27 protein-coding genes and 1 tRNA gene are annotated in these 26,168 nt (G+C 73.0%); 14 read left to right on the forward strand and 14 right to left on the reverse strand.

The window, feature by feature from the left end; all coding sequences use genetic code 11:
- The first annotated feature begins 7 nt into the window (after nt 1-7).
- Nucleotides 8-475 carry a GNAT family N-acetyltransferase gene (locus tag AY578_RS14610; protein WP_019523939.1) on the forward strand — a complete coding sequence of 156 codons (468 nt, stop codon included), beginning with the start codon at nt 8-10 and terminating at the stop codon, nt 473-475.
- Nucleotides 476-550: 75 nt separating this feature from the next.
- On the opposite strand, the gene arfB is transcribed toward AY578_RS14610, so the two are convergent.
- The gene (gene arfB / locus AY578_RS14615) at nt 551-976 is read right to left on the reverse strand and encodes an alternative ribosome rescue aminoacyl-tRNA hydrolase ArfB (RefSeq protein ID WP_019523940.1); all 426 of its coding nucleotides are present in this window, start codon (nt 974-976) and stop codon (nt 551-553) included.
- Nucleotides 977-1,136: 160 nt separating this feature from the next.
- On the opposite strand from arfB, the gene AY578_RS14620 reads away from it, so the two are divergent.
- Together AY578_RS14620 and AY578_RS14625 are read left to right on the forward strand one after the other, a co-directional pair.
- The gene (locus AY578_RS14620; RefSeq protein WP_019523941.1) at nt 1,137-1,712 is read left to right on the forward strand and encodes a TerD family protein; all 576 of its coding nucleotides are present in this window, start codon (nt 1,137-1,139) and stop codon (nt 1,710-1,712) included.
- A 115-nt stretch (nt 1,713-1,827) separates the two neighbouring features.
- Nucleotides 1,828-2,382, forward strand: a complete 555-nt coding sequence (locus AY578_RS14625) for a GNAT family N-acetyltransferase (protein ID WP_028960615.1) — start codon at nt 1,828-1,830, stop codon at nt 2,380-2,382.
- Here the strand turns inward: AY578_RS14625 and AY578_RS14630 are convergent.
- Complete coding sequence (locus AY578_RS14630; RefSeq protein WP_258902450.1) at nt 2,379-3,794, reverse strand: M1 family metallopeptidase; 1,416 nt, start codon at nt 3,792-3,794, stop codon at nt 2,379-2,381. The two genes, AY578_RS14625 and AY578_RS14630, sit on opposite strands and share 4 nt — an antisense overlap.
- Before the next feature lie 50 nt (nt 3,795-3,844).
- Here AY578_RS14630 and AY578_RS14635 point away from each other — a divergent pair, with 50 nt between their 5' ends.
- Nucleotides 3,845-4,345 (forward strand): hypothetical protein, encoded by a 501-nt coding sequence (locus AY578_RS14635; protein WP_026243693.1) that lies wholly within the window; start codon nt 3,845-3,847, stop codon nt 4,343-4,345.
- A gap of 18 nt (nt 4,346-4,363) precedes the next feature.
- Here AY578_RS14635 and AY578_RS14640 read toward each other — a convergent pair whose 3' ends face one another.
- Nucleotides 4,364-5,041: a pentapeptide repeat-containing protein gene (locus AY578_RS14640; RefSeq protein ID WP_258902451.1), complete on the reverse strand. Its 678-nt coding sequence runs from the start codon at nt 5,039-5,041 to the stop codon at nt 4,364-4,366.
- Between the two features lie 129 nt (nt 5,042-5,170).
- Between AY578_RS14640 and AY578_RS14645 the strand changes: the two genes are divergently transcribed.
- Genes AY578_RS14645 through AY578_RS14655 form a run of 3 tightly spaced genes read left to right on the forward strand, consistent with a single transcriptional unit; the run spans nt 5,171 to nt 8,310 of the window.
- On the forward strand, nt 5,171-6,328 hold the full coding sequence (locus AY578_RS14645; RefSeq protein ID WP_161107979.1) for an NAD(P)-binding protein: 1,158 nt from the start codon (nt 5,171-5,173) through the stop codon (nt 6,326-6,328).
- 58 nt (nt 6,329-6,386) lie between these two features.
- Nucleotides 6,387-7,361, forward strand: coding sequence for a zinc-binding dehydrogenase (locus AY578_RS14650; RefSeq protein ID WP_258902452.1), 975 nt, complete (start codon nt 6,387-6,389; stop codon nt 7,359-7,361).
- A 52-nt stretch (nt 7,362-7,413) separates the two neighbouring features.
- Nucleotides 7,414-8,310 (forward strand): aminoglycoside phosphotransferase family protein, encoded by an 897-nt coding sequence (locus tag AY578_RS14655; RefSeq protein ID WP_136238261.1) that lies wholly within the window; start codon nt 7,414-7,416, stop codon nt 8,308-8,310.
- 55 nt (nt 8,311-8,365) lie between these two features.
- Here AY578_RS14655 and AY578_RS14660 read toward each other — a convergent pair.
- Together AY578_RS14660 and AY578_RS14665 are read right to left on the reverse strand one after the other, a co-directional pair.
- A tRNA-Thr gene (locus AY578_RS14660) sits at nt 8,366-8,442 on the reverse strand.
- A gap of 70 nt (nt 8,443-8,512) precedes the next feature.
- On the reverse strand, nt 8,513-8,929 hold the full coding sequence (locus AY578_RS14665; protein WP_019523949.1) for a DUF3224 domain-containing protein: 417 nt from the start codon (nt 8,927-8,929) through the stop codon (nt 8,513-8,515).
- Nucleotides 8,930-9,043: 114 nt separating this feature from the next.
- Here AY578_RS14665 and AY578_RS14670 point away from each other — a divergent pair, with 114 nt between their 5' ends.
- From AY578_RS14670 to AY578_RS14685, 4 genes are all read left to right on the forward strand, one after another.
- A complete protein-coding gene (locus AY578_RS14670; RefSeq protein WP_020700081.1) occupies nt 9,044-10,027 on the forward strand; it encodes a helix-turn-helix transcriptional regulator in 984 nt (327 codons plus the stop codon).
- A 203-nt stretch (nt 10,028-10,230) separates the two neighbouring features.
- The gene (locus AY578_RS14675) at nt 10,231-11,319 is read left to right on the forward strand and encodes an ABC transporter ATP-binding protein (RefSeq protein WP_019523951.1); all 1,089 of its coding nucleotides are present in this window, start codon (nt 10,231-10,233) and stop codon (nt 11,317-11,319) included.
- Between the two features lie 184 nt (nt 11,320-11,503).
- The gene (locus AY578_RS14680; RefSeq protein ID WP_028960609.1) at nt 11,504-11,959 is read left to right on the forward strand and encodes a hypothetical protein; all 456 of its coding nucleotides are present in this window, start codon (nt 11,504-11,506) and stop codon (nt 11,957-11,959) included.
- Nucleotides 11,960-12,721: 762 nt separating this feature from the next.
- Nucleotides 12,722-13,453: a nucleotidyltransferase family protein gene (locus tag AY578_RS14685; RefSeq protein ID WP_019523953.1), complete on the forward strand. Its 732-nt coding sequence runs from the start codon at nt 12,722-12,724 to the stop codon at nt 13,451-13,453.
- 76 nt (nt 13,454-13,529) lie between these two features.
- Here AY578_RS14685 and AY578_RS14690 read toward each other — a convergent pair whose 3' ends face one another.
- The 6 genes from AY578_RS14690 to AY578_RS14715 form a co-directional block, all read right to left on the reverse strand.
- The gene (locus AY578_RS14690; protein ID WP_202503129.1) at nt 13,530-15,188 is read right to left on the reverse strand and encodes a DoxX family membrane protein; all 1,659 of its coding nucleotides are present in this window, start codon (nt 15,186-15,188) and stop codon (nt 13,530-13,532) included.
- A 118-nt stretch (nt 15,189-15,306) separates the two neighbouring features.
- On the reverse strand, nt 15,307-16,245 hold the full coding sequence (gene rlmB / locus AY578_RS14695; RefSeq protein WP_019523955.1) for a 23S rRNA (guanosine(2251)-2'-O)-methyltransferase RlmB: 939 nt from the start codon (nt 16,243-16,245) through the stop codon (nt 15,307-15,309).
- 209 nt (nt 16,246-16,454) lie between these two features.
- The gene (gene cysS, locus AY578_RS14700) at nt 16,455-17,855 is read right to left on the reverse strand and encodes a cysteine--tRNA ligase (protein ID WP_136238263.1); all 1,401 of its coding nucleotides are present in this window, start codon (nt 17,853-17,855) and stop codon (nt 16,455-16,457) included.
- A 147-nt stretch (nt 17,856-18,002) separates the two neighbouring features.
- Nucleotides 18,003-18,497, reverse strand: a complete 495-nt coding sequence (gene ispF, locus AY578_RS14705) for a 2-C-methyl-D-erythritol 2,4-cyclodiphosphate synthase (RefSeq protein WP_136238264.1) — start codon at nt 18,495-18,497, stop codon at nt 18,003-18,005.
- Nucleotides 18,487-19,263: a 2-C-methyl-D-erythritol 4-phosphate cytidylyltransferase gene (ispD, locus tag AY578_RS14710; RefSeq protein ID WP_019523958.1), complete on the reverse strand. Its 777-nt coding sequence runs from the start codon at nt 19,261-19,263 to the stop codon at nt 18,487-18,489. Before ispD ends, ispF begins: the two co-directional genes overlap by 11 nt.
- 354 nt (nt 19,264-19,617) lie before the next feature.
- Nucleotides 19,618-20,100, reverse strand: coding sequence for a CarD family transcriptional regulator (locus AY578_RS14715; RefSeq protein ID WP_003953493.1), 483 nt, complete (start codon nt 20,098-20,100; stop codon nt 19,618-19,620).
- A 653-nt stretch (nt 20,101-20,753) separates the two neighbouring features.
- Between AY578_RS14715 and AY578_RS14720 the strand changes: the two genes are divergently transcribed.
- Nucleotides 20,754-21,449 carry a copper chaperone PCu(A)C domain-containing protein gene (locus AY578_RS14720; RefSeq protein WP_136238265.1) on the forward strand — a complete coding sequence of 232 codons (696 nt, stop codon included), beginning with the start codon at nt 20,754-20,756 and terminating at the stop codon, nt 21,447-21,449.
- Between the two features lie 85 nt (nt 21,450-21,534).
- On the opposite strand, the gene phoP is transcribed toward AY578_RS14720, so the two are convergent.
- Nucleotides 21,535-22,206 (reverse strand): two-component system response regulator PhoP, encoded by a 672-nt coding sequence (gene phoP / locus AY578_RS14725; RefSeq protein WP_019523960.1) that lies wholly within the window; start codon nt 22,204-22,206, stop codon nt 21,535-21,537.
- A 5-nt stretch (nt 22,207-22,211) separates the two neighbouring features.
- Entirely contained in the window at nt 22,212-23,498 is a 1,287-nt protein-coding gene (phoR, locus tag AY578_RS14730; protein ID WP_136238266.1) for a two-component system sensor histidine kinase PhoR, read from the reverse strand.
- Between the two features lie 218 nt (nt 23,499-23,716).
- On the opposite strand from phoR, the gene phoU reads away from it, so the two are divergent.
- Nucleotides 23,717-24,418, forward strand: a complete 702-nt coding sequence (gene phoU, locus AY578_RS14735; RefSeq protein WP_136238267.1) for a phosphate signaling complex protein PhoU — start codon at nt 23,717-23,719, stop codon at nt 24,416-24,418.
- Nucleotides 24,419-24,561: 143 nt separating this feature from the next.
- The gene (locus AY578_RS14740) at nt 24,562-24,717 is read left to right on the forward strand and encodes a hypothetical protein (protein ID WP_019523963.1); all 156 of its coding nucleotides are present in this window, start codon (nt 24,562-24,564) and stop codon (nt 24,715-24,717) included.
- Between the two features lie 66 nt (nt 24,718-24,783).
- Here AY578_RS14740 and AY578_RS14745 read toward each other — a convergent pair whose 3' ends face one another.
- Entirely contained in the window at nt 24,784-26,070 is a 1,287-nt protein-coding gene (locus AY578_RS14745; RefSeq protein ID WP_240801033.1) for an MDR family MFS transporter, read from the reverse strand.
- Between the last annotated feature and the right edge of the window lie 98 nt (nt 26,071-26,168).

The raw sequence follows: 26,168 nt of genomic DNA on the forward strand, positions 1-26,168 counted from the left end.
TCCCCGCATGACGACCGCCAGGGCCCCGCGCCTCGAAAAGATCACACCCGCGAATCTCGAGGCCGCCCTCGCCCTCCGGGTCCGCCCGGATCAGGAATTCGCCGTCGACCCGGTGGCCCACTCCCTCGCGGAGGCGTACGTCCGCCCCGACAAGGCGTGGCCCCGCGTGATCGTGGACGACGACCGCGTGGTCGGCTTCGTGATGGCGTTCCTCGACATCGACTGGCGCGACGACGGCACCGACGTCCGCTCGGGCCTGTGGCGCCTCAACATCGCGGCGGAGGAACAGGGCAAGGGCTACGGCCGCTTCGCGGTGACGGAGGTGGCACAGGAACTACGCCGCCGCGGCACGAAGACGCTCCACGTCACGTGGCACCCGGGCGAGCACGGCCCGGAGAACTTCTACCTCACCATGGGCTTCGAGAAGACGGCCGAGAAGGTCAACGACGAGCACGTAGGAGTCCTACGTCTGTAAGAACACCCTCAGGGGCGCGGGGAACTGCGCGACCGACCCCCACCGGCCCGCAGGTGTCCTGAAGCACAACCCGTCTCACCAGTCCCGCGCGGAGCGCCCCCGCTTGGTCTCGGACCGCCGCTTCTTCTCCCTCAGCCGCCGCTCATTGATCCCCCGGGGCACCCGAGTAGGCCGCCGCGGCTTGGGCGGGGGCGCCGTGGCCTCCGCGAGCAGAGCAGCCAGCCGCACCGCCGCCGCCTCCCGGTTCCGCCACTGCGACCGATGCTCGGACGCCCGCACCGTGAGCACCCCGTCGGTCAGCCGCCCCTCGAGCCGCTCCAGCGCCCGCCGCTTCCACACCTCGGGCAGCGCCTCGGTCCTGGCGAGGTCGAACCGCAGCTCGACCTGGGTGTCGCTGGTGTTGACGTGCTGCCCGCCCGGCCCGGACGACCGCGAGAAACGCCACATGAGCTCGGCCTCGGGCAGGGAGACGGAGCCGCGTACGACAAGGGGACCGGACATGACATACAGGTTCCCGCGCCGGCACCGGTCACGTCACTCGAATATCCGTACCCGGGTAAAGAAAGTAAAGAGACCTGGAACCTCGCACACCCCTCTCGGCGTTCAAGGAGGTAGCTGTAGCTTCATAGCCGTACGCAAACGAGGGAAGGGACTCCCAACAATGGCTGTAAGCCTGTCCAAGGGTGGCAACGTCTCGCTCACCAAGGAGGCTCCGGGCCTGACCGCCGTCACCGTGGGCCTCGGCTGGGACGTCCGCACCACCACGGGAACGGACTTCGACCTCGACGCGTCGGCGATCGCGGTCAACGCACAGGGCAAGGTCTACTCGGACGCCCACTTCGTGTTCTTCAACAACAAGCAGACCCCGGACAACACCATCGTCCACACCGGTGACAACCGCACCGGTGCGGGTGAGGGCGACGACGAGGCGATCAACGTCAACCTGGCGGCCCTCCCGGCCGACATCGACAAGATCGTCTTCCCGGTCTCGATCTACGACGCCGAGAACCGCAGCCAGAACTTCGGCCAGGTGCGGAACGCGTACATCCGCATCGTCAACCAGGCCGGCGGCGCCGAGATCGCGCGCTACGACCTGTCGGAGGACGCCGCCACCGAGACCGCAATGGTCTTCGGCGAGCTGTACCGCAACGGCGCGGAGTGGAAGTTCCGCGCGGTCGGCCAGGGCTACGCCTCGGGCCTCGTGGGCATCGCCCAGGACTTCGGCGTGAACGTCTGACGGACGCACCGCGACCGGTCCGCCGGAGCCCCCGCCCGCGTTTCGCCGGGCGGGGGCTCCGCCGCGCCCGCCCGGCCACCGCGCCCGCCCGGCGCCCGCGCGCTACGTTGCCTGCGTGTTCCTCGACCCGCTGCGCCTCTCCCCGGACGGCGACCTCCCCGGCCCCGTGCTGACCGAGGTCACCGCCCTGTACGCCTCCAACCACGCCTTCCACGCCCTCAGCGGCGACTTCCCCGACCCGTACGACATCCGGCCGGAGCAGGTCGCGGCCGAGCTGGCCCGCGAGCTGGCGGACCCGCACACGGAGGTGCTGCTCGCCCGTGAGAAGGGCCTTCTCGTCGGTATCGCCGTCACGCTCTGCGAGCACCCCGACCCCGCCGATCCCGACCCGTGGATCGGCCTGCTGATGGTCGACGCAAGCCTGCACGGCCGCGGTCACGGCCGCCGCCTCGCCTCACTCGTCGAGGACCGCCTGCGCGCGGCCGGCCACACCGCCGTACGGCTCGCGGTGCTGGAGGACAACGCCCCGGGCCTCGCCTTCTGGACGGCCCTCGGCTACACGGAGATCGACCGCCGCCGCGACCGCGAGCTCGGCCGCCCCTGCGTGGTCCTGCGCAAGCCCCTCACCACCCCCGCCTCGCCCCCCGCCCAGGAACCGGACCCGGCCTAGGACGTGCTCTCCGGCCGCCCCTCCCCGTACAGCCACTCCTCCCACACCCGGGAGAAGTCCTTGTCGGGCACCGTCTTCTCGACGTACGCGGTGAAGTCGTCCGTGCTCGCGTTGGCGTGTCGGTGCTCCGCCGCCCAGCCGCGCAGCAGGCGGCCGAAGGCCTCGTCGCCGGCCGTTCTGCGGACCATGTGGAGGACCATCGCGCCGCGCCAGTACACCGGCGTGGCGGAGATCTGCGCCGCGTCCGGCGGGTCGGCGGGCGGGAAGGACCAGAGCGCGGCGTTGGTGCCCGCGTCCGGGAAGTACGAGCCGGAGTACAGGCGGTCGAAGGCGCTCTGCGCGCTGCCCTCGCCGTGGTCCTCCTCCCACAGCCACTGCGCGTACGTGGCGAAGCCCTCGTTGAGCCACATGTCCCGCCAGGTCCGCGGGGTGACGGAGTCGCCGTACCACTGGTGGGCGATCTCGTGGACCAGCAGGGCGGTGTCGGGGGCGCCCGCGAAGACGGGGCGGTTCTGCGTCTCCAGGGCGTACCCGGCGTCCCCGGGGCGTTCGACGATCGCGCCGGCGGAGGAGAAGGGGTACGGCCCGAACCGCCGCTCCGCCCACTCCACGACCTCCGGCAGGAGCTTCACCGCCGCGCGGCTCGCCGCCGCCTGCTCCGGGTCGACGGCGGTGAACAGCGGCAGCCCGCCGGCGGTCTCCGCGCGGTGGACGTCGTAGCGGCCGATCGCGACCGTGGCGAGGTAGCTCGCCATGGGTTCGGGGCTGTGCCAGCGGTACGTCGTACGGCCGTCCTCGGTCTCCTCGCCGGCCGGTTCGCCGTTGGAGACTGCGCGCAGGCCCTCGGGCACGGTGACGGAGAGGGTGTAGGTGGCCTTGTCGGAGGGGTGGTGGTTGCCGGGGAACCAGGCCATGGAGCCGACCGGCTGGCCCAGGGCGAGCGCCCCGTCGGCGGTGCGCAGCCAGCCCTCCTCGGAGCCGTCGGGGTCGGTGACGGTCTCGGGCCGCCCCGAGTAGCGGACGACCACCCGGAAGCGCGCGTCCCGGTCGAGGGCGCGGCGGGGGCGCACGGTCAGCTCCTGCCCCTCGCGGTCGAAGGGGGCGCCCGCGCCGTCGACGGTGACGGCGTCCACGTCGAGGCCCTGGAGGTCGAGGTTCAGGGCGGTGAGGTCCTCGGTGGCGCGGGCGTCGAGGGTCGCGGTGCCGGTGAGGCGGCGGTCGTCGGGGTCGTAGGAGAGGGCGAGGTCGTAGTGGGTGACGTCGTAGCCGCCGTTGCCCGCCTTCGGGAAGTACGGGTCGCCCGCGCCGTCGTCACCGGCGCCCTCGGCGCCCGATCCGGGCCCGCACGCGGCGAGCACCACCGCGAGCAGGGCGGCGGCGGTTCCGCGGCTCAGGGGGCGGGGGGTGCGCACGCCGGGATCCTATGGCGGCCCACGGCCTGGACCGTGACACCATCACCCACGTGCTCGACATCGGTTACGCCCTCTCCAACCGCTTCCCCGACCCCCCGCAGACCGACTACCGCCGCGCGGACGTCCACGCCCTGCGGCACGACCTGTTCTGCGGCGACGTCTATCTCGCCGACACCGAGTCGGACCGTGAGATCTCCACAGCCTGGGGATGGGTGCCGGTGCTCGACTTCGCATGGGCGCTGTGCGACATCGTGGAGCGCGTCGACCGGGACCCGGCGGGCTCGCGCGCCTCACGGCCGCAGCACGCCGAGCTGGACTTCACCGAGTCCACGGACCGCCTGCTGTTCGAGCGGCGCTTCGGCTGGGTGGACATCGAGGCGGAGTGGCTGCCGGCCTCGGAACCGCCGCTGACCTTCTCCCACTCCGAACTGCGCCGCGAGGCCCGCGACTTCCTGCACGACCTGCTGGCCGACCTGATCGACCTGCACGAGGACCTCGGCGAGAACCCGGCGGTCTGGACCCTCCAGTCCCGCTTCCCGCGCGTGAGCTGACCGCCCGGCTCCCGGGCCTCACCCCTCCACCCTGATCCCCAGCTCCCCCGCCAGCACCGGTGCCAGGTCCAGCAGCTGGGACGGGCTGATCACCGCGCCGGACAGGCGGTCCACCCCGCGGGCGATCTCCAGGGAGGACGCCTGACGGAGGTCCACGTCCTTCAGGGTGGCGCCGGACAGGTCCACGGCCGTCAGCGTGCAGTCGGTGAACTCGACACGCTCCAGGCGGGCCCCGCCGAAGTCCGGCTCGACCAGGACGCAGCCCTCGAAGACGACGTCCTTGAGGGCGGCCGAGCGCAGGTTCAGGAAGTCGATCTTTCCGCCGCGGATGCGGACCCGCTCCAGCGCCGCCCCGTGCAGCTGTGTGCCGCCGAGCCGGGCGTCGGTCAGCTCCACGTCGCGGAGGGTCGCGCCCGCCAGGTCCGTGCCCACGCCCCGCACGCCGTCGAGCACCGAGTCCAGCAGCCGGGCCCGGGACAGCCGTGTCTCGTCCAGCGCGCACCCCCGTAGCGCGCAGTCCATGAAGCGCGCGCCCGCGCCGTCCTGCCCGGCGAGGTCCGCGCCCGCGAACTCCAGGCCGTCGTAGTCCCCGTCCGGCTCCAGACCACCCCCCTCGAACGCCTCCAGCGGGGGCAGCCGCAGCTCCGGCCTCCGCGCCGCCCGCACACCCGGTCTCCCTGCCGCTCCACGCACCATGCGCACCATGCTGCACCCCGGCTCCGACATCCCGTCCGGCCTGCGGAAACGCCCCGCGTGTCACATCCCGGCGCCGCCGCGCGTCCTGGTTGTGTACCGACCGAGCCCGACCGAGGGAGAAGCCCAGTCATGCACGGCATCACCGTCGTCGGCGGCGGATTCGCCGGACTCACCGCGGCCGTCTCCGCCGCCGAGGCGGGCGCCGAGGTCACCCTGTACGAGGCCCACCACACGCTGGGCGGCCGCGCCCGCACCGCCGACGCCCCCTACCGCACCAACGAGGGCCCGCACGCCCTCTACAGCGGTGGACCCCACTGGACCTGGCTGCGCGAGAGGGGCCTGCTCGGCCCGCTCGCCCCGCTGCCTCTGCGGGAGGCGGCCCGGCTGCGGCTGCGTCACCGGGGCGCCCTGCGCCGCACCCCGCCGCCCGCGATGCTGAAGCTGCTGCGCCCCGGCCTGCGCGCGCCCGTCGAAGCCGACTTCCTCACCTGGGCCACCGGGATCGCCGGCCCGGAGGGCGCCAGGGCCGCCGCGCACTTCTCGGCGGTCGCGCTGTTCCACCACGACCCCGGCTCCCTGTCCGCCGCGTTCGTGCACGAGCGGCTGCGCCGGGCCACGAAGCTGCCTCCGGAGGCGCACTACCCGCGGGGCGGCTGGGGCGCGCTGATCGACCGGATGGCCGCCCACGCCTGGAACCTGGGCGTGCGCGTCGAGACCCTGTCCCGCGTCGACACCCTCCCCACCGACACCCCGGTGATCGTCGCCACCTCCCTGGAGTCCGCCCGCCGTCTCCTCGGCGACCCCTCGCTGACCTGGCCGAGCGGCCGTACCGTCCTGGTCGACCTGGCCCTGCGCACCCGGCGCGGCGACCCGTTCGTGGTGTCCGACCTGGACGCGCCCGGCTGGCTGGAGCGGTTCACCGCGCAGGACCGCACCCTCGCCCCGGCCGGCGAGCAGCTGATCCAGAGTCAGATCCCGGTCGGGCCGGGCACGTCGAAGGCCGAGGGCGCCGCCCGCGCGGACGAGCTGCTGGACCTGGGGTTTCCCGGCTGGCGCGACCGGCTCACCTGGCGGCGCGAGGCGCTGGCGGACGCCCGTACCGGCGCCGTCGACCCGCCCGGCGCCACCTGGCGCGACCGGCCCGCCGTGGACCGCGGGAACGGGGTCTATCTGGCCGGGGACCGGGTCGCCGCGCCGGGCGTGCTCTCCGAGGTGTCCTTCACCAGCGCCCTCACAGCCGTCTCCCTCGCCCTCGGCCGGGACGCCCTTGACCTCAAGCGCGCTTGAGGTCGCACGGTGGATGCCGGGGCGCACGGGCGCCCCGTGACAGCCCAGGGGGAGCACGATGCACGCCGTCCGACTGCACGCCTTCGGTCCCGCCGAGAACCTCACGTACGAGCAGGTCGAGGACCCGGTGCCGGGTCCCGGCCAGGTCCGGGTCGCCGTCCGGGCGGCCGGGGTCCACCTCCTCGACACCGCCCTGCGCGAGGGCCTGCGCGGCCCCGGCCCGGGCCCCGCCGAGCTGCCGACGATCCCCGGCCGGGAGATCGCCGGGGTGGTCGACGCGCTCGGACCGGACGCTCCCGACGGCTGGCTCGGCAAGCGGGTCGTCACCCACCTCGGCTTCGCCCCCGGCGGTTACGCGGAACTGGCCGTCGCCGACGCCGCACGCCTGCACGAGATCCCGGAGCGCCTGGACTTCGCCGAGGCCGTCGCCATGATCGGCACGGGCCGTACGGCGATGGGGATCGTGCAGTTCGCCGAGCCGGGCCCCGGTGACGTGGTCGCCGTCCCGGCCGCGGCGGGCGGCATCGGCACCCTCCTCGTGCAGTACGCCCGGAACGCGGGCGCGACCGTGATCGGCCTCGCCGGAGGCCCCGCCAAGACCGCCCTGGCCACGCGGGCCGGCGCCGACCTCGCCGTCGACTACACCGACCCCGGCTGGCCCGGGCGTCTCGAGGAGTACCGGGGCAAGCTCACCGTCGTGTACGACGGCGTGGGCGGGGATGTCGCCCGCACCCTGGTCGGCCTGCTCGCGCCGGGCGGACGGCACGTGGTGTTCGGCTGGACCTCGCAGGGCATCGGCAGCGACCGCCCGTACCTCGTCGACGGTGTCTCGGTGAGCGTCCTCGGCCCCGAGATGCTGCGCCGGGCCGGCGGCGACGACCCGATGCGCACGCTGGAGACCCGCTCCCTCGCGGAGGCCGCCGTGGGCCGGCTCACCCCGGCCGTGCAGCGTTTCCCTCTCTCCCGGGCGGCCGATGCCCACCGCGCCCTGGAGAACCGGGGAACGACCGGGAAGGTGGTCCTGGAGCCGTAGGGCCTGGCCCGCACGGAAATCTCGACGCGCCCCGCCCCCGTACGGCGCTACCGTGCGAGGCGTGATCGACATCCCCGCGGAACTCGCCGAGACCCAGGTCAAGTTCAACAAGGAGGCCGGGCGCGCCTTCATCGCCGCCCTCCCGGACCTCACCGCGGACTTCCTGGACCGCTGGGAGCTGCGTCTCGCCGGGGCGCCCATGCACGGCGTCAGCGCCCTGGTCCTCCCGGTCGACCGCGCCGACGGCACCCCGGCGGTGCTCAAGCTCCAGCTCCGCGACCACGAGAGCGAGGGCGAGCCGGTCGCCCTGCGCCTGTGGAACGGCGACGGGGCGGTCCGGCTCCTCGACCACGACGAGGCGACCGGCACCATGCTGCTGGAGCGCCTGGACTCCTCCCGGATGCTCGCGCACCGGCCGGACGTCCACGAGGGCGTCCTGGTCATCGCGCGCCTCCTGGCCCACCTCCACGCCACCCCGGCGCCCCCGGAGATGCGCCGCCTCGGCGACATCGCCGCGTCCATGCTGGAGCGCACGCCCGCCGTCCTCGACCGCATCCCCGACCCCGAGGCCCGCCGCCTGGTCGCCGACTGCGCGGCCGCCGTGCGCGAGGTCGCGCACGAGCCCGGCGACCGGCTGCTCCACTGGGACCTGCACGACGAGAACGTCCTCGCCGCCGACCGCGCGCCCTGGCTCGCCATCGACCCCAAGCCGCTCGCCGGCGACCCCGGCTTCGACCTGTGGCCCGCCCTCGCCAACAACTTCGACCCCGACGACGTCCTGTGGCGCTTCGACGCGATGACCGAGGTCCTCGGCCTGGACCGCGCGCGGGCCCGGGCGTGGACGTACGGGCGGGTGCTGCAGAACTGCCTGTGGGAGACCGAGGAGGGCCGCCCCCTGAACGAGGCGGACCTTCAGATCGCCCGCCGCCTGCGCGGCCGTACGCGATGAAGGGCCCGGGACATGAAGAACCCGGGCCGGAGAAGGCCCGGCCCGGGGAAGTCGCTGGAGCCCCCTGTCGGATTCGAACCGACGACCTGCTGTTTACAAGACAGCTGCTCTGACCATCTGAGCTAAGGAGGCACCGCGCGCGGCGCGCGCGAAGCGCGGTCCACTGTACACAGTGCCGGTTTCGCCGAGCCACGCACTTGATTCAGGCGCGCCCCACCTCGTACGCGAAGGTGTACGGCACCTTCGCCTCACCGTGCCGGTAGGTGAACCCGCCCGTGCCGCGCAGCCCGGCCAGCTCCCCGGTGCCGGAGCCCTCGACCACCTCGAACGTGCAGTGCACGGTGCCGTCGTCGGCGAAGCGCCCCCGCTCCTCCAGCACGAAGGCGCCGGAGCGGCCGTCGACCCGGCCGGTGACCAGCTCCATCCCGGCGAAGGTGCCGGTGGCGGCGGAGTCGTAGGCGATGGCATAGCTGCACACGGTCGCCTCGGCCTCGACGACTCCGGTGAAGGCGTTGACGACGGTGGCGTGCGCGAGCCGGGGGAAGGCGTCCTCCGGCGAGACGGGGTTCTCCTTCCAGTCGGCGAACGTGAAGTGGCCTGCGGTCTCGGTGACGGGCATGCGGGTTCCTCCGGGGTCGGTTCGAGGGGCGCGTCCAGCGCTGTGCCGCCCAGCTTTCCGGCCGTACCTGACACCTTCTGTCAGGTACGGCGCCACGGCCTGAGAATGGTCCGCATGCGCGCCGACCGGCTCCTCACCCTGCTCCTGCTGCTGCAGAACCGCGGCCGGATGACCGCGCCCCAACTCGCCGCCGAACTCGAGGTGTCGGTGCGCACCGTGTACCGGGACGTCGAGGCGCTCGGCGCGTCCGGGGTGCCGGTGCGCACCGAGCGCGGGCCGCAGGGCGGCTTCCGGCTGGTGGAGGGCTACCGGACGCGGCTCACCGGGCTGACCGACGCGGAGGCCGGTTCGCTGGTCCTCGCGGGGCTGCCGGGGCCGGCCGGGGAGCTGGGGCTCGGGGCGGTCCTGGCGAGCGCCCAGCTCAAGGTGGAGGCGGCGCTTCCGGAAGGGCTCGCGGACCAGGCGCGGCGGGTGCGCGAGCGGTTCCACCTGGACGCGCCCGCCTGGTTCCGGGACGCCGACCCGGTGCCGTACCTGACGGTGGTCGCGCGGGCGGTGTGGGAACGGCGGGTGCTGCGGACCCGGTACGCCCGCTGGCGCGGCGAGGTGCGGCGGGAGGTGCGGCCGCTGGGGCTCGTGCTGAAGGGCGGCATCTGGTACCTGATCGCGCTCGCGGACGACGCGGTGCGCACCTACCGCGTCTCGCGGTTCCAGGAGGTGGAGGAGACCGGTGAGGAGTTCACCCGGCCCGCCGGGTTCGACCTGGCCGCGTACTGGACGCAGACCTCGCGGCGGCTGGAGGCGGCGCTGCGGCAGGACACGGCCCGGCTGCGGCTGTCCCCGCGCGGGCGGAAGCTGCTGCCGATGCAGTTCGGGGCGGCGGGCGCGCGGGCGCTGGCGGCGGCGGGGCCGCCCGACGCGGACGGCTGGGTGGAGGTGCGGCTGCCGGTCGAGTCGGAGGCGGTGGCCACCGGCGATCTGCTGCGCCTCGGCGTGGAGGCGGAGGTGCTGGGCCCGCCGGGACTGCGGCGGGCCGTCGCCGAGGCGGTGGCGGTCCTGGCCGCCCGCTACGGAGCCGACCGCCCCGAAACAGGCTGATCCAGAGCCGACCGGACCCGAACAGGATCGAAAGTTTCAGCGAAATTCACAGCCAGGAAACTGCTGACAAGCAGGTGAACGCCAGGTACCGTCCTGAGCCAGTTCACTCGTGTGGACCACACCACAACGGAACACCCGTCGTGGCATCACCTTCCTACTCGGATCGTCCGGCACGTTCCTGCCGGTAGAAGGGGACCATTCACATGGCCACTGTCACGTTCGACAAGGCGACCCGCATTTACCCGGGTTCGACCAAGCCCGCCGTCGACGCCCTGGACATCGAGATCGCGGACGGCGAGTTCCTCGTCCTGGTCGGCCCGTCCGGTTGCGGCAAGTCCACCTCGCTCCGCATGCTCGCGGGCCTCGAGGACGTCAACGGCGGCGCCATCCGCATCGGCGACCGCGACGTCACGCACCTGCCGCCGAAGGACCGGGACATCGCCATGGTGTTCCAGAACTACGCGCTCTACCCGCACATGACGGTGGCCGACAACATGGGCTTCGCGCTCAAGATCGCCGGCGTCAACAAGGCGGAGATCCGCAAGAAGGTCGAGGAGGCCGCGAAGATCCTCGACCTCACCGAGTACCTGGACCGCAAGCCGAAGGCGCTCTCCGGCGGTCAGCGTCAGCGTGTGGCGATGGGCCGCGCCATCGTGCGTGAGCCGCAGGTGTTCCTCATGGACGAGCCGCTGTCCAACCTGGACGCCAAGCTCCGTGTGTCCACCCGTACGCAGATCGCGTCGCTCCAGCGCCGTCTGGGCATCACCACCGTCTACGTCACCCACGACCAGGTCGAGGCCCTCACCATGGGCGACCGCGTCGCGGTGCTGAAGGACGGTCTGCTCCAGCAGGTCGACACCCCGCGCAACATGTACGACAGGCCCGCGAACCTCTTCGTCGCCGGCTTCATCGGCTCCCCGGCCATGAACCTGGTCGAGGTCCCGGTCGCCGACGGCGGTGTGAAGTTCGGCAACTCGGTGGTGCCGGTGCAGCGTGACGCGCTCTCCGCCACCAGCGACAAGACCGTCACCGTGGGCGTCCGCCCCGAGCACTTCGACGTGGCCGGCGCCGACTCCGACCAGGGCGTCGCGGTCACCGTGAACGTCGTGGAGGAGCTGGGCTCCGACGCCTTCGTCTACGGCACCGCGCAGATCGGCGGCGAGGCGAAGGACCTGGTGGTCCGCGTCGGCGGCCGTGAGGTCCCGGAGAAGGGCAGCACGCTGCACGTCGTGCCGCGCTCCGGCGAGACCCACGTGTTCTCCACGTCGACGGGCGCCCGCCTGTCCGACTGAGCGCACTGACGCCGAGGGGCCCCGCAGCGGTGCTGCGGGGCCCCTCGCGTTGTCGACAAATACCCCGGCAATCCGGGCGAATTACCCCAACTCGTCAACACGCGGCGCGGAAGTCGGCGTTCCACGTCCCCCGTAACGGTGACGGAATGTTTAACCTCGGCTACCGGACGCTACCCTCACACGCGTGACGCACTCCATTCACCCTCAGACGCGACGCGGCCGGGGCCCCGCCCGCCGGATCGGCCGCTCCCTCGCCCTCGTCCTGCCCGTCGTCCTGGTGCTCTCCGGCACCCTCGCGGTCGCGCGGGTCGACTGGTCGGGGAACCCGCAGAGTCCGGTGCTCACCGCCGCGGACACGTCCGCCGCAGGCGCCTCGTCGCGGGCCGCCTCCCGCGCCCCCCAGGACGTGCTGCGGGACCAGCTCCTGATGGAGCTCCAGAAGAAGGACCCGGGCGCCGCCCTGACCCAGCTCCAGCAGGCGGTGAACGACCGCCCGTCCCTGGCGAAGCACTGCGTCTCCATCGCCCGCTCCCTGGGCAAGGCGGCCGTCCGCGTCTACGGCCCCACCAAGGCCCAGTCCTACGCCCGCCCGGTCTGCGACACGTCGTTCGCGTCGGGAGTGGTCGCGGCGAACGGTTAGCGCGCCCGCGCTTCCGGTCACGCCCGCCCGCCGCCGCTACGGGCAGTCGTGCCTCCCCCAGTGCCTCAAGGGCCTGGGAGGTGCGCCCAAGGGCAATGGGGGCACCTCCCGCTCGAGCGAAGCCCAGAGTGGGGGAGGGCGGGCGCAGCCGCACCCCTTCAGCGCCGGGTGCGGGTCGTCCGTGGCTGAGCGCGCAGTTCCCCGCGCCCCTTGAGGGACGCCTCCGCAGCCGCGGGCAGTCGTGCCCCAGGGCGATGGGGCACCTCCCGCTCGAGCGAAGCCGGGAGTGGGGAGGACGGGCGCAGCGGCACCCCCGCAGGCAGCAACGACGCCGCCCGCACCGCACCGCGTCCCGGCGGGACGCGCCGCGCTGCCCCGCCCCGCACCGGCGGCACCGGTCCCACGCCCTGCGGCCGGCCGGCCGAGGGCGGAGGCCCGCCGCTGCATCGCGGCGGTGAGGCCCCCCACCCCGGCACCGCAGGCCCTCGCCATCCGGCGCAGCGGTGTCTCGCCCCCCGCCCGAGCCCGTGCGGTGTCGGGCAGCAAGGCCGAGCGCCACTGGCCGCACCGACGTCACCTCCCCGTCCGAGGGCGTCCGTCCCCCGCGCCGCCCGGTGCCGCCCGGCAGCACAGCCGTGGACCACAAGCCGCCCCGGTACGAACTCCCCTGCCCGAGGGCGCCCGGGGCCCGCCCCGACACCACCGCGCCCCGCGTCCCGAACCCCCAGGAGTCCGCGGCCCCCGGCCGCGTAAAGTGCGGGCATGACCGATCCGCGTGCCGTGTCCCGCCCCACGCAAGCCGTAGTCCTGGCCGGCGGCCAGGGGTCCCGGCTCCGTCCGTACACCGACGACCGGCCCAAGCCGATGGTCGAGATCCCCGGCACGGGAACCCCGATCATCGGCCACCAGCTGACCTGGCTCGCCGAGGAGGGCGTGACCGACGTCGTCGTCTCCTGCGGCCATCTCGCCGAGGTGCTGCAGAAGTGGCTGGACAGTGCCGACCTGCCCGTCTCCGTCACCACCGTCGTCGAGCCGGAACCCCTCGGCCGCGGCGGCGGACTGAAGTACGCGGCCGCCCGTCTGCCGCACCCGGACCGCCCCTGGTTCGCCACCAACGGCGACATCTGGACCCGTTTCTCGCTGCGCGACATGGCCGACTTCCACGCCGAGCGGGACGCCGTCGCCACCGTCGCGCTGGCCCGCCCGCGCCTGCCGTGGGGCGCGGTCCGCACCGACGGGTTCGGTCTGATCACCGACTTCATCGAGGCCCCGCCGTCCACCTTCGAGATCAACGCGGGCGTCTACGTCTTCTCCCCCGAGTTCGCCGGGCTGCTCCCGGAGCGCGGTGACCATGAGCGCACCACGTTCCCGCACCTCGCGCGCGAACGCCGGCTCGCCGGGTTCACGATCCCTCAGGGCTCCTACTGGCGGGCCATCGACACCGCCAAGGACCTCACCGAGGCCGCCAAGGAGCTTTCCTCCCACGGTCGTTGAGACGCCCACGGCCACACGAACGGGGTCCCGTACGCCACCGCGTACGGGACCCCGCTGTCGTATCCACCGGCGTCCGCTACCCCAGCAGGCCGCCCACCAGGCCGGGACGGTCGGAGGAGCCGCCGTCGTCGCCGCCGGGCGTGCCGCCCCCGCTGCCGCCGGAGCCGTCGCCGCCGCCCGAGGTCGGGCCGGCGGTGGTGCTCGGCGCCTGGCCCTCCGGGGAGGACTGCTGCGGCGCCTGCCCTGTGCTGCCCTGGGTCTGGCTCGGCGCCCCGGTGACGGCGCCCGCGCCCTGGGTGGCGCCGGGCGTGCTGCTCGTCCCGGCGGACGGGCTCGCCGAGCCCGAAGTGGCGCCCTGGGTGGGCGAGTTGGACGCGGACGGCGCCCCCTTCCCGCCCTTCTCGTGCCGCTCACCGGACTCCTCCGGCAGCGGGGACCCCGGCAGGTTGTTGCGCGGCGCCTCGCCGGGGCCGGGCACGACCACCCGGTCCGCGTCGCGTACGGCCCCGCCGAGCAGCGCGCCCACGAGCATGCTGAACCCGCACACCACGAATGTGACGAGCGCCCCGCGGCGCAGCACGTAGCGCCGCAGGTCCCAGATGTCGGCGCGCGGCCCGAGCCGCCGCCAGGCGCGGCCCGCGAGGCTGCCGTCGACGGAGTAGACGGGCGCGCCCGCGATGATCAGCGGCGACCAGGCGGCGAGGTAGATGATGTCGGGCGTCTCGTAGACGGGGACGCTCTTCCAGCTGACGCTCACCAGCAGCGCCGCCGACAGCATCGCCCCGACCCCGGCGGCCACCCGCTGCCAGCAGCCGAGGACGGTGAGGACGCCGACGACGACCTGGGCGAAGGCGATGGCGAGCCCGGTGCCGACGGGGTGGGCGAGCGCGAACTGCCGCAGCGGCTCGGCGGCCTCCCACGGGTGCAGGCTGTGCAGCCACTTGACCATGGACCCGCGCGGCCCGCCGTCGAAGTACAGCGGGTCGCACAGCTTGCTCATCCCGGCGTAGACGGAGATCCCGCCGAGGAAGACGCGCAGCGGGAGCAGCACCACGCCCAGGTTCATCCGGCGCCCGGGGTAGTACGCGTGGCGCGCCGGGTCGTCGCCGTGCCGCCGGGAGCGCCGGCCGCCCTCCTGCCGCTCCTCGATCTCGTAGGCGGGCTCGTACGTGTCCTCGTCGAGGGACGCGTGGCCGTCCTCGTCGTACGCGCTGCCGACCGTGCGCATCGGGGGCAGCAGCGGGCCGTCGGAGTGGCCGCGCTGGGCACCGACGAAGGGGCTCTCCAGCGGCTGGGTGTCGTCGTCGAACGCGTCGTAGCCGCCGCCCTGCTGCGGGAGGACGCGGGTGCCGCCGGAGTCGGTGAGGGGCTCGTCGGCGTGGCGCAGGCCCCCGTGGCGTACGGCCTGGAGGAGGCGGTGGGCGCCCGTGTCGTCGGGGGCGGACCTGCCGCTCCACACGACGGGACGGCGGCGCGGGGCGGCCGGACCCGCGCCCACGGTGGTGACGACGGGGATCCGCGCGGTGTCCGCGCCGGACGTCATGTGCCGTGCGATCCGCGGCGACCGGACGCCTCGCGCCGGACCGGCCAGCTGCACGCGGAAGCTGGCGTGGTTGACGATGACCTGGGCCGGATCGCTCGGCACCTTCACCATGCTCAGCGCGGGAGCGTCGTCGAGTCCCGACGAGCGGGCCCCCGTGGGTGTGCGGGGTGGTGTTCTGGTGTCCACACTCATCTAACCGAGTGACAAGGCGTTAGGACACTGCCTTGACCGGCCAGATGTGTCCGGACCGCGTCAAGCCGGTCCGGACCGCCCGGAATCCACCAAGTGGGTGACGGAGTCGCACACCCGTTCAGCTGCGGCGGCGCGCCGCCTCGTACAGCACGATGCCCGCCGCCACACCGGCGTTGAGCGACTCGGCGCCGCCCGGCATCGGGATCCGCACCCGCACGTCGCAGGTCTCGCCGACCAGCCGCGACAGGCCCTTGCCCTCGCTGCCGACGACGATCACGACCGGCCCGTCCAGCGCCTCGACGTCGCCCAGCTCGGCCTCCCCGTCGGCGGCGAGACCGACGACGAGGATGCCCGCCTTCTTGTACGCCTCCAGCGCCCGCGTCAGGTTCGTCGCGCGGGCGACGGGCGTCCGCGCGGCGGTGCCCGCGGACGTCTTCCAGGCGCCGGCGGTCATCCCGGCCGCCCGCCGCTCCGGCACGAGCACGCCGTGCCCGCCGAACGCGGAGACGGACCGGACGACCGCGCCGAGGTTGCGCGGGTCGGTGACGCCGTCGAGCGCGACGATCAGCGGGTCCTCGCCCTCGTCGTGCGCGGCGGCGACCAGGTCCTCGGGGTGCGCGTACTCGTACGGCGGGACCTGGAGGACCAGGCCCTGGTGGTTGAGGCCGTTGGTCATGCGGTCCAGCTCGGGGCGGGGGGCCTCCATGAGGTTGATCCCGCCGCGCTCGGCCGCGAGCTGCAGCGCCTCACGCACCCGCTCGTCGTTGTCGATGAACTGCTGGACGTACAGCGTGGAGGCGGGCACGCCGCCGCGCAGCGCCTCGACGACCGGGTTGCGGCCGACGACCAGCTCGGAGGCGGACCGGCCGCCGCGCCGCTGGGTGGTGCGGCCCTGGGCGCGGCGGGCCTTCGCCTGGGCGGCGCGCTGCTTGGCGTGCCCCTTGCGCATCTCGGCGGGCGGGGTCGGGCCCTTGCCTTCGAGGCCTCGGCGTCGCTGGCCGCCACTGCCGACCTGCGCGCCCTTCTTGCCGGACATGCGGCGGTTGTTCGCGGCCATGAGGTATCCGTCTCCGTGAAGTCGTGGGGGGTGCGCCACAGGGGTGGGCGCTCCCGTGTTCGTGGGTGTGCCTGTGCAGTGTGCCGCCCGGCGGCCCGGACAGCACACTCGATCTTGCGCACGGCCGGGACCTGTGCGGTCCCGGGCCGGGTTCCGCGGCCGGCCGGACGTGGTCCGCAGCCGGTCGGCCGTGGGTCCCGGGCGGTGTCTCAGCGGGGGCCGAGGCTCCAGCGCGGGCCCTGCGGGCTGTCCTCGATGACCAGCCCGGACTGGTTGAGCTGGTCGCGGATGGCGTCCGCGGTGGCCCAGTCCTTGCGGGCCCGGGCGGCCTCGCGCTGGTCGAGGACCATGCGGACCAGGGTGTCGACGACGCCGTGCAGGTCGTCCCCGCGGCCGTCGTCACCGGCCCAGTGCGGGTCCAGCGGGTCGAGGCCGAGCACGCCGAGCATGGCGCGGACCTCGGCGAGGCGGGCGACCGCCTCCTCCTTGTCGTCGGCGGCCAGCGCGCTGTTGCCCTGCCGGACGGCGGTGTGCACGACGGCGAGCGCCTGCGGGACGCCCAGGTCGTCGTCCATCGCCTCGGCGAACGCGGGCGGCACCTCGGCGGCGGGCTCGACGACCCCGCCGGCCTTCTCCACCACGCGCTGCACGAAGCCCTCGATCCGCGCGAACGCGGACTCGGCCTCGCGCAGGGCCTCCTCGCTGTACTCGATCATCGACCGGTAGTGCGGGGTGCCCAGGTAGTAGCGGAGCACGATGGGCCGCCAGCGCTTGACCATCTCGCTGACCAGCACCGAGTTGCCGAGCGACTTCGACATCTTCTCGCCGCTCATGGTGACCCAGGCGTTGTGCACCCAGTACCGGGCGAACTCGTCACCGTAGGCCTTGGCCTGGGCGATCTCGTTCTCGTGGTGCGGGAAGATCAGGTCCAGGCCGCCGCCGTGGATGTCGAACGCGGTGCCGAGGTACTTGTGCGCCATCGCCGAGCACTCCAGGTGCCAGCCCGGGCGGCCGCGTCCCCACGGCGTCTCCCAGCTGGGCTCGCCCGGCTTGGCCGCCTTCCACATCGCGAAGTCGCGCGGGTCCCGCTTGCCGGTCTCGCCCTCGCCGGACGGCTGGAGCAGGTTGTCCAGCTCCTGGTTGGACAGCTGCAGGTAGTCCGGGAACGAGGTCACGGCGAAGTACACGTTGCCGTCGGCCTCGTAGGCGTGCCCGCGCTCGATCAGGCCGCGCATCATCTCGATCATCTCGGTGATGTGGCCGGTGGCGCGCGGCTCGTACGTCGGGGGCAGGCAGCCGAGCGCGCGGTAGCCGTCGCTGAAGGCGCGCTCGTTCTCGTACCCGATGGCCCACCAGGGGCGGCCCTGCTCGGCGGACTTGGCGATGATCTTGTCGTCGATGTCCGTGACGTTGCGGATGAACGTGACCTCGAGGCCGCGGTACTCGAACCAGCGGCGCATGATGTCGAAGTTCAGGCCCGAGCGGATGTGACCGATGTGGGGCGCCGCCTGCACGGTGGCACCACACAGGTAGATCGAGACGCAACCCTGCCGGAGCGGGGTGAAGTCACGGATCTGCCGGGCGCTGGTGTCGTACAGGCGAATAGTCACGGGTCCAAGGGTAGTAGGCGCGGGGGTGTGCGGTGTGCCTCCGGCTGTTTCGGGTCGCATGTCACGTGCGGGCCCGGTGGGGGTTGACCGCGTCCCGCGGCTGAGCCGCACATCGATACAGCCCCGCGCCCCTGACGGTGTGGTTCTTCACCCCGCTTTTACGACCAAGGCCGTCGCCACCGCCATCAGACCCTCGTCGCGGCCCGGGAAGCCCAGGCCGTCCGTCGTGGCGCCCGACACCGAGACCGGGGCGCCCGCTGCCTCGGAGAGGATCTTCTGGGCCTCCTCGCGGCGTCTGCCGATCTTGGGGCGGGGGCCGACGACCTGGACGGCGATGTTGCCGATCCGGAAGCCGGCCTCGCGGACGATGCGGGCGGCCTCGGTGAGGAGGGTGACGCCGGAGGCGCCGGACCACTCGGGGCGGCCGGTGCCGAAGTGCTGTCCGAGGTCGCCGAGGCCCGCCGCGGAGAACAGGGCGTTGCAGGCGGCGTGGGCGACGACGTCCGCGTCGGAGTGGCCGGCGAGGCCGGGGCCCTCGCCCTCCCACTTCAGGCCGGCGCACCACAGGTCGCGGCCGTCCTCGAAGGCGTGGATGTCGGTGCCGATGCCGACCTGCGGCAGGGGGTACGCCTCAGAAGCCATCGTTGAGCCTCCTGCGCGCCAGGACCGCCTCGGCGAGGACCAGGTCGAGGGGGCGGGTGACCTTGAAGGCCTCCTCGTGCCCGGGGACGGTGACGACGGTGAGGCCGAGCTGCTCGACCATGCTCGCGTCGTCGGTGACGTCGTCCGTCACGGTCTCGTGGGCGCGGACCAGGGTGGCCCGGTCGAAGCCCTGCGGGGTCTGGACGGCGCGCAGCCTGGAGCGGTCGGGGGTGGCGACGACGGGCTCGGGCTCGCCGGGGGCGGCGGCCGGCTCGACCTGCTTGACGGTGTCGGCGAGCGGCAGCGCGGGGACGACGGCGGGCGCTCCGTCCCGTACGGCCTCGATGACCGCGTCGACGGTGTCGACCGGGACGAGCGGGCGGGCCGCGTCGTGGACCAGGACGATGTCGTAGCCCTCGGGGAGCGCGTCCAGGCCGAGCTTCACGGATTCCTGGCGGCTCTCGCCGCCGGGGACGACGAGGACGTCGGTCCGCTCGGGCAGGGGGTGCGCGTCGAGCAGCGACTTGACCTCGCCGGCGCCGTCGGGCGGCGCCACCACGACGACGAGGGAGACAGCGCGGGAATCGGCCATCGCGCGGACGGCGTGGACGAGCATGGGCGTGCCGCCGAGCGCGCGCAGCGCCTTGGGGGCACCGGGGCCGAGCCGCACACCCCGGCCCGCGGCCGGGATGACGGCCGCTGTCCGGACCGTCGGACGGCCGGGTGCGGGGGTCGGCGAGGACGGCGGGAGCGGATCGTCAGACATCGGTTCCTGTCAGGTTTGTGGGCTCGGCCTACGTGGGTATGGCCAGGGCGTGCCCCGCTCCCATGAGCGGGGAAGTGCCGGGCGTTCCGCCTTGACCAGCCCCTTCCGTGACTCTGGTCGAGTGCGACCGCCCGGGCCCGGCACGCCAGGGGTGGGGACGTGAGTGATGACACATTCCCCGTTTCGGCGCAAGTGCAGCCTACGTAGGGTGTCCGGGTACGAACATGCCGCAGCGCCCGGCGACGTCCTGGACGTCATCGGGCACCGCGGCATTTCGATGCGCTGAGTGCTCTGAGTGCTGCTCCGACGGCCGGCGTGACGGCACGCGACGGGCGGAGCCACGACTCGGAGGACTCAGGAGGCGAGAACCTCGTCGAGGAGGGCCTCGGCCTTGTCCTCGTTGGTGTTCTCGGCGAGGGCCAGCTCGCTGACCAGAATCTGACGCGCCTTCGCGAGCATGCGCTTCTCACCGGCGGAGAGACCGCGCTCCCGCTCCCGGCGCCACAGGTCACGCACGACTTCCGCGACCTTGATGACATCGCCCGAGGCGAGCTTCTCGAGATTTGCCTTGTACCGACGGGACCAGTTCGTGGGCTCCTCGGCGTACGGCGCGCGCAGCACCTCGAAGACCCGGTCCAGCCCGTCCTGACCGACCACATCACGCACGCCGACGAACTCCGCATTGTCCGCTGGCACACGTACCGTCAGGTCACCCTGGGCGACCTTCAGCACCAAGTAGGTCTTGTCCACGCCTTTGATCTGGCGAGTTTCGATTGCCTCGATCAGCGCGGCCCCATGATGGGGATAGACCACGGTGTCGCCAACCTTGAACGTCATGTGACAGGTACCCCTTCCGTGGCTATCCAGGGTAACACGGATACGGCGTCTTCTGAATGGCGTTTTCGCAGGTCAGGGCCATTCTCGGGGCTTGACAACAGCAACAGGAACGTGCTTCGGGCGGCTGGCGGAACCGGGTATTCGCAGGTCGGAGCGGTTCTCCGGGGGAAGTGAAACGCGCACGCTACACCCTTCCGGAGCCCTACACGACTGGTCGAACATTCCCATATGTCCGGTTCCAGATGCGCGACTTCCGCTACTCCGTTCGGTGCGCCGAGCCGGTTCCGGACGAATCCGGAATTGATCACACGGTGTGAGGATCGGCGGCCGGTGATCAATTGCCGGTATCCCCCTCATTCCTTCACCGAAATGCTCGCGCGTGTGAATGGAGGGGCTCCCCGGACGGAAGTGGCTGATGTTTACTCGGGGTCACTTGTGGTTCGCGCGACGCATGAGGCGCGGTGCGCGGGAGTCGGCGGTGATCGGGTGACATCCCCGGCGCGGGCACTCCTCACCGCCGCCGGCCGGGTAGGCGTGGGGAGGGTCGGGTGCAGCAGCCTGCGGGAGGCTCGGTAACCTGAGGCCGCTGACAACCACTTAGGGCGGCTTTACCCGGTCGCCACACACGCTCGAGTCAAGGAGTTGCCGCCGCCGTGAGCAGCAGCCTTCGACGCGGCGCCCTCGCCGCCGCCGCCATCGCAATCTCCCTCGCCTCGCTCTCCGCGTGCGCGGCCGGCAACAACGCCCAGACCCTGCAGATCAAGCCGGACAACGCGGCGACGACGGTCGGCGACATCAAGGTGCAGAACGCCACCGTCATCACCCAGCCCGACCTGGAGTCGACCGGCCCCGCCGTCGTCTCCGCCACCCTCTTCAACTCGGGCGACAAGGACCAGACCCTGGAGTCGGTCACCGTCCCCGGCACCGGCAAGACCGCCGAGCTGTCCCCCGCCAAGGGCGGCGAGCTGGTCGTCCCGGCCGGCGGCAGCCTGATCCTCGGCGGCGAGGGCAACGCCTCCGCCGTGCTGCCCAGCAGCCGTGAGGCCGTCCAGGACGGCAACGCCCAGAAGATCACCTTCACCTTCAGCGAGACCGGCGACGTGAGCCTGCGCGCCCTCGTCGTCCCGGCCGAGCACTTCTTCAAGGGCTGGGGCCCGAGCGAGGCCCCCGCCGCGGGCGCCTCCACGTCGCCGTCGGCGGACGCCTCCGGGAAGCCGGCCGACGAGGCCACGGGTGAGGGCGAGCAGGCGGGCGAGCCGGACTCCGGCGACGAGCCCACCAGCACCGGCGCCCCGTCGGGCACCCCCTCTGACGCGGCCTCCGCGAGCCAGGACGCGTCCGGCCACTGACGGCCGTCCGCGCACCGCACGTGACGCCGAAGGGCGGGACCCCTCACCGGGGTCCCGCCCTTCGTCCGTGTCCCTGTCCCGCGGCCTACGGCTCGAACTTGTAGCCCAGCCCGCGCACGGTCACCAGATAGCGGGGCGCGCCCGGGTCCGGCTCGATCTTGGCGCGCAGGCGCTTGACGTGGACATCGAGGGTTTTGGTGTCGCCCACGTAGTCCGCGCCCCACACCCGGTCGATGAGCTGCATCCGGGTCAGCACCCGGCCCGCGTTCCGCAGCAGCATCTCGAGCAGGTCGAACTCCTTCAGGGGCAGGTCGATCTTGGTGCCGCCGACGGTCACCACGTGCCGGTCGACGTCCATCCGCACCGGACCCGCCTCCAGGGCCGCCGGGGCGGTCTCCTCGGGCTCGCCGCGCCGGCGCAGCACCGCGCGGATCCGCGCGACCAGCTCGCGCGAGGAGAACGGCTTGGTGACGTAGTCGTCGGCGCCTATCTCCAGGCCGACCACCTTGTCGATCTCGCTGTCCTTGGCGGTCACCATGATCACGGGGACGTTGGAGCGGCCGCGCAGCTGGCGGCACACCTCGGTGCCCGGCAGTCCGGGCAGCATCAGGTCGAGGAGGACGAGGTCGGCTCCGTTGCGGTCGAACTCGTCGAGTCCGTCGGGCCCGGTGGTCGCCACGGCGACCTCGAAGCCCTCCTTGCGGAGCATGTACGACAGGGCGTCGGAGAAGGACTCCTCGTCCTCGACGACGAGCACTCGGGTCACGGGAGGACCTCCGGGGAGGGAAGCGTTGCGTACGCGGATGGATCGGACGAGTGGGGGGAGGGGTGGGACGTCTGTCCGGCCTCTGCGTCGAGGCTCTCGGAGTCGTCCCGCTCGGACGGCCGGCGGCCGCGGGCCGCAGGGGCCTGGGGCAGCCGCAGGGTGAAGGTGGAGCCCTGGCCTTCGGCGCTCCACACCGTGACCTCTCCGCCGTGCGAGGCGGCCACGTGTTTCACGATCGCGAGGCCCAGCCCCGTGCCGCCGGTGGCGCGGGAGCGGGCGGGGTCGACGCGGTAGAAGCGCTCGAAGATGCGCTCCTTGTCCTTGTCGGAGATGCCGATGCCCTGGTCGGTCACGGCGATCTCGATCAGATTCCCGCCGGGCTGCGCGACCGAACGGACCGCGATGCCCACGCGGGTGCGGGCGGGCGAGTAGTTGACCGCGTTCTCGACGAGGTTGCCGAGCGCGGCGGCGAGCTGGCCGCGGTTGCCCCAGACCCGCAGGTCGGCGGCGCCCGCGGCGGCCATGGTGATCTCCTTGGTGCCCGCCTGGTGGCGGCAGCGGTCCATGGCCTCGGCGACCAGTTCCCCGACCGGGACCGGCTCGGCGTCCTCCAGCGGGTCGTCGTTCTGCACGCGGGAGAGGTCGATCAGCTCCTGCACCAGGCTGGTCAGCCGGGTCGCCTCGATCTGCATGCGCCCCGCGAACCGCTGCACGGCCTCGGGGTCGTCGGAGGCGTCCATCACGGCCTCGGACAGCAGGGACAGCGCCCCGACGGGGGTCTTGAGCTCATGGCTGACGTTGGCGACGAAGTCGCGCCGCACGGCCTCGATGCGGCGGGCCTCGGTGAGGTCCTCCACCAGCAGCAGCACCAGCCGGGAGCCGAGCGGCGCCACCCGCGCGGACACCGCGAGGGCCTCGCCGCGCCCGGTCCCCCGGCGGGGCAGGTCCAGCTCGACCTGCCGTATCTCGCCGTCCCGCCGGGTGTCGCGGGCCATCTTCAGCATCGGCTCCACGGCGAGCTTGCCGCCGCGGACCAGTCCGAGGGCGTACGCGGCCGAGCTGGCCTTCACCACGCCGTCGTTCTCGTCGAGGACCACGGCGGACGAGCGCAGCACGGACAGCACGGTGTCGACGCCGGGCGGGAGCACGGCGTCGGTGTGCAGCGAGGCGCGGGTCGGGCGCCGCTGTTCGCGTTCACTGACACGGAACGCCAGCATGGCGATGACGCCGGTGAGCACTCCGGCGATCGCAGCCGCTGCGGCGACCGCCGCGTTCACGTCCATGCGTCCAGGTTAGGCATGGGGCGCGCGCGGCCCACAGCGCTCGGCGGGCGACCTCGGACACTCGTCGCCCAGAGTTCACCTACAGGCCAGTACCGGTTCACGCGAGGTGACGGAACCGGACGCGTGGAGCGCGGAACGTGGGAGCGTGGGTGGGACCCGAGGGCCCCGGAGAGCCCGGACCGGGACAGCCCGGACACAGACGCACGAGAGGAACTGCGATGCGGGACGCGTACCACGAGGAACTGGATTCGATCGGCGACGGTCTGGTGGAGATGGCCCGGCTGGTCGGATCGGCGATCGGGCGCGCCACGACCGCCATCCTCGACGCCGATCTGAAGCTCGCCGAGAGCGTGATCGAGGCCGACCAGAAGGTCGACGAGCTGCAGCACGACCTGGAGGCGCGGGCCATCGCCCTGCTGGCCCGGCAGCAGCCGGTGGCGACCGACCTGCGGATCGTCGTCACCTCGCTGCGGATGTCCGCGGACCTGGAGCGCTCCGGCGACCTCGCCCAGCACGTGGCGAAGCTGGCCCGGCTGCGCTACCCGGAGCGCGGGGTGCCGCGGGACCTGCACGCCACGATCCTGGAGATGGGCCAGCTCGCCCAGCGTCTGATGGCGAAGGCGGCCGAGGTGATCATCACCAAGGACGTCGACCTGGCGCTCCAGCTGGAGCAGGACGACGACGCGATGGACCTGCTGCACCGCACCCTTTTCCAGCACCTGATGGACGACCGCTGGAAGCACGGCATCGAGACGGCGGTGGACGTCACCCTGCTGGGCCGCTACTACGAGCGGTTCGCGGACCACGCGGTGTCGGTCGCCAAGCGGGTGGTGTACCTGGTGACGGGCGAGCACGCGGACGAGATCCAGGCGGACCTGCAGCCGGAGATCGCGTCGGTGCAGGGGGTGGAGGGCAGCTGAGGCTGCTCGTGGACACGGCGTACGGGCGGCGGCCGGGGGCGCGGGCGAGCTTCCGTCTCCCCCGATGCGCCGTTGATGCGCCCGGCCGGTCGGGAGTGCAATGGGGACCAGGTGTGCGCTGGCCCCAGCCCGAGGAGGGACCCATGGCCGAAACCCCCGGCACGACGCCCGACCCCACGCAGGAGCGCGAGACCGAGCAACCCGCCGAGGTCAGGAACCTCACCCTGATCGCCGCCTGCGGCTGCGGTTCGGGGTGCGGCTGCGGGTGCCAGTCGGGCAGCCCGTGCCAGTGCGGGTGAGACGACGTACGTACGCAGGCCCCGCCCGCCGGTGACGGTGGGCGGGGCCTGTGGTCGTGGGGCGTGTCAGGCGCTTTGCTCGGCGGGCTCGGCGGAGTGCTCGGTGGAGTGCCTGGCGGGCTCGGCGCCGGTGTCCGCGTCGGTGTTCCCCGGCAGCCCCCGCATGAGCAGCCCGTACCCGAGGCCGGCGACCGTGCCGACGACGGCGCAGGTGCCCCAGAGCCAGGCGGCGCCCCAGCGGTCGATGACGAAGCCGGACAGCAGCGGGGCGACGAGGGCGGCGACCGCCCAGGACGAGGTGTAGACGCCCTGGTAGCGGCCGCGCCCGTGCACCGGGGAGAGCCGTACGACCAGACCGGTCTGCACGGGCGCGTTGACGATCTCGGCGAGGGTCCACACGCAGACGGTGAGGGCGAAGACGCCGACCGACCCGGCGAAGGCGGTGAGGCCGAAGCCGTACCCGGCGAGCAGTGAGGAGACGATCAGCATCCGGCGCGGGTCGCGGTGCTCGATCAGCCGGGTGACGGGCAGCTGGAGGACGACGATCAGGACGCCGTTGACGGCGATGGCCATGCCGAAGTCGGCGGGTGTGAAGCCGGCCGCGCCCATGGCGACCGGGAGTCCCAGGTAGCCCTGCTGGAAGACGAGGGCGATGAGGAAGGACAGGCCGACGACGCCCATGAACCGGCCGTCCCGCAGCACGGTGCCGAGGGAGACGGAGTCCTCCTTGGTGCCGCCGGGCCCCGTGGCCTTCTGCTCCGGCCGGGACTCGGGCAGCTTGACGAAGACGAGCACGGCGCACAGGAGGGTCATCCCGGCCTCGATGAGGAAGCCGGCGAGGTAGCTGACCTCGGCGATGAAGCCGGCGCCCACGGAGGAGACCGCGAACCCGAGGTTGATGGCCCAGTAGTTGAGGGAGAAGGCCCGGATACGGTCCTCCGGCCGCACGATGTCCGCCATCATCGCCTGCACGGCGGGCCGGGAGGCGCTGGACGCCATGCCGACGAGGAAGGCGACGGCGGCGATGGCGACGGGGTCGTGGACGAAGCCGAGCAGGGCGACGGACAGCGCGGTCGCGGTCTGGGCGACGAGCAGGGTGGGCCGCCGCCCGAGCCGGTCGGTCATCACGCCGGCGCCGAGGGAGGAGATGACGCCGCCGAGCCCGTGGAGGGCGACGACGAGGCCGGCGTAGGAGGCGGAGTAGCCGCGGTCGAGGGTGAGGTAGAGCGCCATGAAGGTGGCGACGAAGGCGCCCAGCCGGTTGACCAGGGTGCTGGTCCACAACCACCAGAACGCGCGGGGAAGCCCTGAGACGGACTCGCTCAGGGCACGTCTGACTCCGGTGACGGACATGGATGGCCCCCTGACGCCCGGGCCCGGCCCGGGACGGCATGTAAGTGCTGGTATCGGCGAGCACAACTTACGAAGGCGGTCCTGTCGGAGGCCACTCA

Origin of the sequence: Streptomyces thermocarboxydus, from assembly GCF_024760485.1 — a bacterium.
Taxonomy (GTDB): Bacteria; Actinomycetota; Actinomycetes; order Streptomycetales; family Streptomycetaceae; genus Streptomyces; species Streptomyces cellulosae.

What these genes read in the sequence shown, in the direction of transcription:
- AY578_RS14610 (WP_019523939.1), top strand. Translation starts at nt 8, where the DNA reads ATGACGACCGCCAGGGCCCCGCGCCTCGAAAAGATCACACCCGCGAAT.
- arfB (WP_019523940.1), bottom strand. Translation starts at nt 976, where the DNA reads ATGTCCGGTCCCCTTGTCGTACGCGGCTCCGTCTCCCTGCCCGAGGCC.
- AY578_RS14620 (WP_019523941.1), top strand. Translation starts at nt 1,137, where the DNA reads ATGGCTGTAAGCCTGTCCAAGGGTGGCAACGTCTCGCTCACCAAGGAG.
- AY578_RS14640 (WP_258902451.1), bottom strand. Translation starts at nt 5,041, where the DNA reads ATGGTGCGTGGAGCGGCAGGGAGACCGGGTGTGCGGGCGGCGCGGAGG.
- AY578_RS14645 (WP_161107979.1), top strand. Translation starts at nt 5,171, where the DNA reads ATGCACGGCATCACCGTCGTCGGCGGCGGATTCGCCGGACTCACCGCG.
- AY578_RS14650 (WP_258902452.1), top strand. Translation starts at nt 6,387, where the DNA reads ATGCACGCCGTCCGACTGCACGCCTTCGGTCCCGCCGAGAACCTCACG.
- AY578_RS14665 (WP_019523949.1), bottom strand. Translation starts at nt 8,929, where the DNA reads ATGCCCGTCACCGAGACCGCAGGCCACTTCACGTTCGCCGACTGGAAG.
- AY578_RS14670 (WP_020700081.1), top strand. Translation starts at nt 9,044, where the DNA reads ATGCGCGCCGACCGGCTCCTCACCCTGCTCCTGCTGCTGCAGAACCGC.
- AY578_RS14675 (WP_019523951.1), top strand. Translation starts at nt 10,231, where the DNA reads ATGGCCACTGTCACGTTCGACAAGGCGACCCGCATTTACCCGGGTTCG.
- AY578_RS14685 (WP_019523953.1), top strand. Translation starts at nt 12,722, where the DNA reads ATGACCGATCCGCGTGCCGTGTCCCGCCCCACGCAAGCCGTAGTCCTG.
- AY578_RS14690 (WP_202503129.1), bottom strand. Translation starts at nt 15,188, where the DNA reads ATGAGTGTGGACACCAGAACACCACCCCGCACACCCACGGGGGCCCGC.
- rlmB (WP_019523955.1), bottom strand. Translation starts at nt 16,245, where the DNA reads ATGGCCGCGAACAACCGCCGCATGTCCGGCAAGAAGGGCGCGCAGGTC.
- ispF (WP_136238264.1), bottom strand. Translation starts at nt 18,497, where the DNA reads ATGGCTTCTGAGGCGTACCCCCTGCCGCAGGTCGGCATCGGCACCGAC.
- ispD (WP_019523958.1), bottom strand. Translation starts at nt 19,263, where the DNA reads ATGTCTGACGATCCGCTCCCGCCGTCCTCGCCGACCCCCGCACCCGGC.
- AY578_RS14715 (WP_003953493.1), bottom strand. Translation starts at nt 20,100, where the DNA reads ATGACGTTCAAGGTTGGCGACACCGTGGTCTATCCCCATCATGGGGCC.
- phoR (WP_136238266.1), bottom strand. Translation starts at nt 23,498, where the DNA reads ATGGACGTGAACGCGGCGGTCGCCGCAGCGGCTGCGATCGCCGGAGTG.
- phoU (WP_136238267.1), top strand. Translation starts at nt 23,717, where the DNA reads ATGCGGGACGCGTACCACGAGGAACTGGATTCGATCGGCGACGGTCTG.
- AY578_RS14740 (WP_019523963.1), top strand. Translation starts at nt 24,562, where the DNA reads ATGGCCGAAACCCCCGGCACGACGCCCGACCCCACGCAGGAGCGCGAG.
- AY578_RS14745 (WP_240801033.1), bottom strand. Translation starts at nt 26,070, where the DNA reads ATGTCCGTCACCGGAGTCAGACGTGCCCTGAGCGAGTCCGTCTCAGGG.